11 protein-coding genes and 1 pseudogene are annotated in these 5,689 nt (G+C 39.1%); all 12 read left to right on the top strand.

The genetic code is table 11. The features are described from left to right. Positions 1-30 precede the first annotated feature (30 nt). A complete protein-coding gene (locus ACFIL8_RS07270; protein ID WP_375689277.1) occupies positions 31-801 on the top strand; it encodes a type IV secretion system protein in 771 nt (256 codons plus the stop codon). 24 nt (positions 802-825) lie between these two features. After that, the gene (locus ACFIL8_RS07265) at positions 826-1,092 is read left to right on the top strand and encodes an EexN family lipoprotein (protein ID WP_375612514.1); all 267 of its coding nucleotides are present in this window, start codon (positions 826-828) and stop codon (positions 1,090-1,092) included. Then, on the top strand, positions 1,092-1,463 hold the full coding sequence (locus tag ACFIL8_RS07260; protein ID WP_375689275.1) for an EexN family lipoprotein: 372 nt from the start codon (positions 1,092-1,094) through the stop codon (positions 1,461-1,463). Before ACFIL8_RS07265 ends, ACFIL8_RS07260 begins: the two co-directional genes overlap by 1 nt. Positions 1,464-1,767: 304 nt before the next feature. Then, the gene (locus tag ACFIL8_RS07255; RefSeq protein ID WP_375612513.1) at positions 1,768-2,154 is read left to right on the top strand and encodes an EexN family lipoprotein; all 387 of its coding nucleotides are present in this window, start codon (positions 1,768-1,770) and stop codon (positions 2,152-2,154) included. Then, on the top strand, positions 2,154-2,537 hold the full coding sequence (locus ACFIL8_RS07250; protein ID WP_375689273.1) for an EexN family lipoprotein: 384 nt from the start codon (positions 2,154-2,156) through the stop codon (positions 2,535-2,537). Before ACFIL8_RS07255 ends, ACFIL8_RS07250 begins: the two co-directional genes overlap by 1 nt. Continuing rightward, positions 2,537-2,911, top strand: coding sequence for an EexN family lipoprotein (locus tag ACFIL8_RS07245; RefSeq protein ID WP_375622649.1), 375 nt, complete (start codon positions 2,537-2,539; stop codon positions 2,909-2,911). The genes ACFIL8_RS07250 and ACFIL8_RS07245 overlap by 1 nt, the downstream gene beginning before the upstream one ends. A 26-nt stretch (positions 2,912-2,937) precedes the next feature. Then, positions 2,938-3,075, top strand: coding sequence for a hypothetical protein (locus ACFIL8_RS07240; protein WP_375689271.1), 138 nt, complete (start codon positions 2,938-2,940; stop codon positions 3,073-3,075). 130 nt (positions 3,076-3,205) lie between these two features. Beyond that, entirely contained in the window at positions 3,206-3,505 is a 300-nt protein-coding gene (locus ACFIL8_RS07235) for an EexN family lipoprotein (RefSeq protein ID WP_375635551.1), read from the top strand. 63 nt (positions 3,506-3,568) lie between these two features. After that, a complete protein-coding gene (locus ACFIL8_RS07230; protein WP_375638288.1) occupies positions 3,569-4,519 on the top strand; it encodes a type IV secretion system protein in 951 nt (316 codons plus the stop codon). Between the two features lie 6 nt (positions 4,520-4,525). Beyond that, on the top strand, positions 4,526-4,813 hold the full coding sequence (locus ACFIL8_RS07225; RefSeq protein WP_375622641.1) for a type IV secretion protein VblB7: 288 nt from the start codon (positions 4,526-4,528) through the stop codon (positions 4,811-4,813). Then, complete coding sequence (locus ACFIL8_RS07220; RefSeq protein ID WP_375620969.1) at positions 4,810-5,481, top strand: virB8 family protein; 672 nt, start codon at positions 4,810-4,812, stop codon at positions 5,479-5,481. Before ACFIL8_RS07225 ends, ACFIL8_RS07220 begins: the two co-directional genes overlap by 4 nt. 2 nt (positions 5,482-5,483) lie before the next feature. Beyond that, positions 5,484-5,689: pseudogene (locus ACFIL8_RS07215) on the top strand (P-type conjugative transfer protein VirB9); the annotation flags it as partial.

Here is a 5,689-nt window from a genome sequence, read left to right as displayed (position 1 = left end):
GCTTCCTATTTTTCAAGAAAGGTCAAAGCAATGAAAAAACTTTTATTGGCAACAGCTCTTTGCGCAATTTCTTTTGGTTTAACAACCAATTCATTTGGTTTTGGCGGTATTGTATTTGATCCCAAGGCTTTTGGACAAATGATTAAACAAGTTCAACAAGGCCAACAACAGCTTAACAAGTTGCAAGAACAAATTCAACAAGGTGCACAACAGCTTGAGCAATTAAAGAGCCAACTCGATCAAGCGAAACAGTTATATAACTCCTTAAATGTCAAGCCTGACATTTCGGGATTGAAAGAGATGTTTAACAAGCAAGGGAGCAGTGGCGCCCTTCCTTCAGATTTTAACCACTTTCAACAATCGATGGGCAGTGGCGGCGGTGGCGGCGGCGGCAGCAAAAACACGCAAAAATGGCAAGAAGAACTTAAATACAAAGAGCCCGCGGGGGGTGCTGGATCAAAAGAGGCAGTGGATGCTTTTTACGCACAGGAAGTGAAAAAAGCCGAACAGCGCGTAGTAGGACAAGCAGCAAAAGGACAAGACGTCTACGAAGAAGCCAGTGAAACACAAAAAAACATTACCAAGCTTCTTGACGAACTTGGAAGTACTGAAGATGCGGGTAAAATTCAAGGCATTCAAGCACAATTATCAGCGGTACAAGCAGACCTCCAAGCAAAAATACTCCAAATGCAAGCCGCCATGATGATTCAACAAGCAGAAGAAAAAGCGGCAGAACAACGTGGCTACGAAGAATTTACAGCACGATATAAAGATTTTGCCAAAAAACTCCGTGGTCAATAAACGAGAAAAAAGAGGGGCTTGAATATGAACAAGATCATCATAACAACATTGCTACTTTGCACAGGGCTCATCACCACTGGATGTGAAAAAACCCACAGCGTAGAAGAACTTAAAAAAAATAAAAAACTGATGGAAGAAGTATTAGTGAAATGTTTGACGTCAGGGGATTTGAATTCGAAAAATTGTAAAAATGCAGAGCAAGCTGAACTTGAAACCCGTAAAAAATGGGGAGGATTTGGCTCAACAAATGACGATAAACAAGATTCTGAAAAGAAACAGGACAATAAATAATGAATAAAGTTCTCATAACAACATTGCTACTTTGCACAGGGCTTATGGCTGCTGGTTGTGAAAAAACCTATAGCGTCGCAGAATTTAAAAAAAATCCAACGTTGATGGAAGAGTGGATTGCTAAATGTGGATTAGCAGGAACTTCAAAAAATTGTGAAACCCTAAGATTAGCACAACTTGAACTTGAAAAGGAATATGAAGCAAAAGCTGAAGAAAGAGCTCGTAAAGCTCAAGAGAACCTTGATAAAACATTTGAAAAAACCAGAATTAGATTGAGAGAGGAGATTCAAAGAAATCAAGCTGAATATGAAAGAAGGCAAGCTGAACAACAAGAGAAAGAACGAAAAGCAAAAGAACAACAGGATAATTAGATTATAAAATACACGATGAAGAGCGGAGCATCTCAATGGCAGTAGTAACCAAAGGTGTATTTACTTGGATAGATAATACTGTAATGCATTCCCTTACAAAAATAATGGATAGCACCATTACACATCGCTATTGCGCTTTAGCTGCTCAACTTAAAGAACCTTGCAGGCTCTACAATAGATTTATGGCAAGATTATGTCTGTCATCTCAATTTATCATCACTGGTTATAAAAACCGATAACACAAGCATAATTTAAAGATTGTGCTCAAAACTTGTAAAACTGAAAGGAAAAAGGGGAAATATTGATGAATAAAGTTCTCATAACAACATTGCTACTTTGCACAGGGCTTATGGCTGCTGGTTGTGAAAAAACCTATAGCGTCGCAGAATTTAAAAAAAATCCAAAATTATTTGATGAATGGGTCACGAGATGTGGAGGGATAGGAACTTCAAAAAATTGTGAAAACCTAAGAGTAGCAGGCGCTGAACTTGAGAAAGAACGTCAGGCAAAAGTTGAAGAAGAAAATCGCAAAATAGATGAAAAATTTAAAGCTGAACAAAAAGCTTGGATTGAAAAAATGAGAGCTGAGAATGAAAAATTCCGAGCCGAACAAGAAGCAAAGCGACGTGCTGAAGAAGAACAAGAAGCAGAAGAGCGCGCTAAAGCTAAACAACAACAGGACAATAAATAATGAATAAAGTTCTCATAACAACATTGCTACTTGGCACTGGAATTATCGCTGCTGGATGTGAAAAAACCTATAGCGTCGCTGAATTTAAAAAAGATGAAAAATTACGCTTAGAGTGGGATGCTAAATGTGGATTTGCAGGGACTTCAAAGAATTGTGAAAACATGCGGTTAGCATTTTTAGAACTTGAAAAAGAATATAAAGCACAAGCTGAAGAAAGAAGTCGTAAAGCAGCAGAGGAACGGAAAAAAAGTATGGATGAACTTTGGGCTGAACAAAAAGCTAGACAAGAAAAATGGGAAGCTGAATTTGAAGCAAAACAACGGGCTAAAGCCGAACGAGAAGCAAAAGAGCGCGCTAAAGCTAAACAACAGGACAATAAATAATGAATAAAGTTCTCATAACAACATTGCTACTTGGCACTGGAATTATCGCTGCTGGCTGTGAAAAAACCTATAGCGTCGCAGAATTTAAAAAAGATGAAAAATTACGCCTAGAGTGGGATGCGAAATGTGGATTTGCAGGAACTTCAAAAAATTGTGAAAACATGCGGTTAGCATTTTTAGAACTTCAGAAAGAATATGAAGCAAAAGCTGAAGAAAGAGAGCGTGAAGATGACGAACGTTATCGTAAAGCAATGGAAAAAGCTAAAGCTGAAATGAGAGCCAGAATTAAAAAAATGAGAGCTGAGAATGAAAAATTCCGAGCTGAACAAGAAGCAAAGCGACGCGCGGAAGAAGAACAACAAAATAACCATTAAAACATAATGAAGAGCGGAGCATCTCAATGGCAATAGTAACCAAAGGTGTATTTACTTGGATAGATAATACTGTAATGCATTCCCTTACAAGGACAATGGATAGCACCATTACACATCGCTATTGCGCTTTAGCTGCTCAACTTAAAGAGCTTCGTACACTCTAATATATTTATGGCAAGATTATGTCTCTGCCCTAGATTTATCATCACTGGTTATAAAAAACCGATAACACAAGCAGAATTTAAAGATTGTGCTCAAAACTTGTAAAACTGAAAGGAAAAAGGGGAAATATCTATGAATAAAGTTCTCATAACAACATTGCTACTTTGCACAGGGCTCATCACGGCTGGATGTGAAAAAACCTACAGCGTAGCAGAATTTAAAAAAGACGAAAAATTACGTAATGAGTGGACACCTAAATGTATGTGGAAAAAGCCTTCTAAAACAGAATCTCCTCAAAATTGTGAAAACTTAGGAAAAGCACTAGACGAACTTCGTGAAGAATCCTTTCAAAACTATCTAAATAAATATCGTAAAAATGACGATAAGAAAAAAATGAAAGAACAATCTGAAAAGAAAGAGGACAGTAATTAAATCATAAAAATTTGACTCCGTATGGAACACGAACCCCATATGATAAGGAGCGGAGGAAAGACAATGGCAGCGTATGATATATTTACCAAGATAGACAACGGATTGATGGAGCCCCTTACAAGGGTAATGGATAACACCATTGGAAATCTCTCATCGTCTTTATCTACTCCGCTTAAAGCATCTTGTACAATCTACATTATATTTATAGGGTACAATATTATCTATGGGCGTTCTTCCATGCCTTTGTGGGACTTTATAGCAACAATTTTCAAACTTGGCATCATTGTTTCACTCGCCACAAACGCCGCTCTTTATAATGCGTGGGTTAGGGATATATTTTTCAATGATCTGCCGAATGCCATTGCAAATGTCACCCAAGGAGCACACTCGGATAAAAATGTATGGGATAATATGATACAAACTGCTGCTGGACACGTTTTTGATGCAGCAAACAACGAAAATGGATTTACGTTTGTTGTTTACTGGCTTGCTGGCCTTGTCTGCTTAGTAATTTCTGCTTTCTTTTGTGCTATTGGTTTTTTCGTCTCAATATTTGCTAAAATTGGTTTATTTCTCGTTATATCAGTGGGGCCCCTCTTTATAAGCCTTTATATGTTTTCCTCAACAAGAAGGTTTACAGAGGCATGGTTAAATCAAACAGCAAACTTCATCATTTTGCAGGTATTAGTAGTTATAGTTGGTGGTCTATATGTTGATCTTTCAACAACCATCCTTTCAGGTAGTGTTCTAGATATGATAATTTCCTTAGTCCAATTCTTCTCTATTGCCAGTTGCGGCATTTTGATTTTCCTCAAATTACCTGATATAGCATCAGCTTTAGCTTCTGGTGGAGCTTCCCTCACAGGCTCAACAAAATTAGGTGTAGGTGCAGGACAAATTGCTGGAAAAGGAGCTTTCCGTGCCGCTAAAGAAGCTGGTCACCTTGCTAATGTAGGTGGTAAAGCCGCTCTTCATGGTCTACAAAAACTCATCTCGAAAATAAGGGAGCACTAAGTTCAAATGCGGGAATTTAAAAAAATTGGGATTATCTTACCATTTCTCTTTCTCAGTGGCTGTATGTCTTCACCAAACACACTGAAGTCACTCCCAAAATGTGATGGATATTCTAAACGTCCACTCAACAGATCAATGTGGAATTGGGAAGGGAAAAAACCCACGCCCACACCCATTATCATCAGTAACAACACCCCTTCACCCCTAAAAGAAGGGAAGCTGGAAATGCTTCTGGCACAAAAATTAACGGATGAAGAAATCAAATCTTACAAAAATTGCGGGCAAAAAGCATGAAAGAAAAAGACATAGAACAATACATTGCTGAAGCGCGCTCGTTTGATCAAGATCGCATGCTCGCCTCACGCCGCACCACCCGCGTCTCGCTTGCCATTGCCGGCATCGCAGTTGCTGTTGCAATAATGTCTTCTCTCGCGGTCATCACCCTCACACCCCTTAAAACCGTGGAACCTTTTGTCATCCGTGTAGACAATTCAACCGGCATCACCGAAGTTGTGGAAGCCTTAAAAGAAGGTCCCACCAATGTCGACGAAGCAATCACACGCTACTTTGCTGCAAAATATGTCCGCTCCCGTGAAGGCTTCACCACAGAAGAAACACAACACAACTTCCAAACCGTCTCCCTCCTCTCTTCTTCAGAAGAACAGGAAAGATTTGCCAGCTGGTATGGAGCAAGAAATCCCCAAAGTCCTCAAATTCTCTATAAACACGCCGCTGTTACAATAACAATAAAATCAATCTCCTTTATCAATGACGATGTTGCCCAAGTGCGTTACTACAGAACCATTCACGACAACGACAACAACAAAGAATTCATCACCCACTGGGTTGCAACACTTACCTTTGAATACATCAATGCCCCTATCTCTGTCCAAAACCGTTTGATAAATCCTCTAGGGTTTATTGTTAGTGAATATAGAACCGATCCGGAAGTGGTCAACTGATCATGACAAAAAAAATTCTTTTTCTCATTCTTAACATCGCTATTACCCTTTCTTTAACGCCTAGCCATGCCAGTATTTTTCCCACCCGTGCGCCAAGCGATAGCCGCATTCGCTTTATCAACTATGATGCCTATAATGTCACAAAAATTATTGGCTCCATACGCTCATCGGTACAAATAGAATTTTCTCCCAATGAAGAAATTGCCCA

Origin of the sequence: Bartonella sp. AP57NXGY (assembly GCF_042195805.1) — a bacterium.
Taxonomy (GTDB): Bacteria; Pseudomonadota; Alphaproteobacteria; order Rhizobiales; family Rhizobiaceae; genus Bartonella.
The sequence above is the reverse complement of the archived record's forward strand: the minus strand, read 5'-3'. Positions and strand labels throughout refer to the sequence as shown.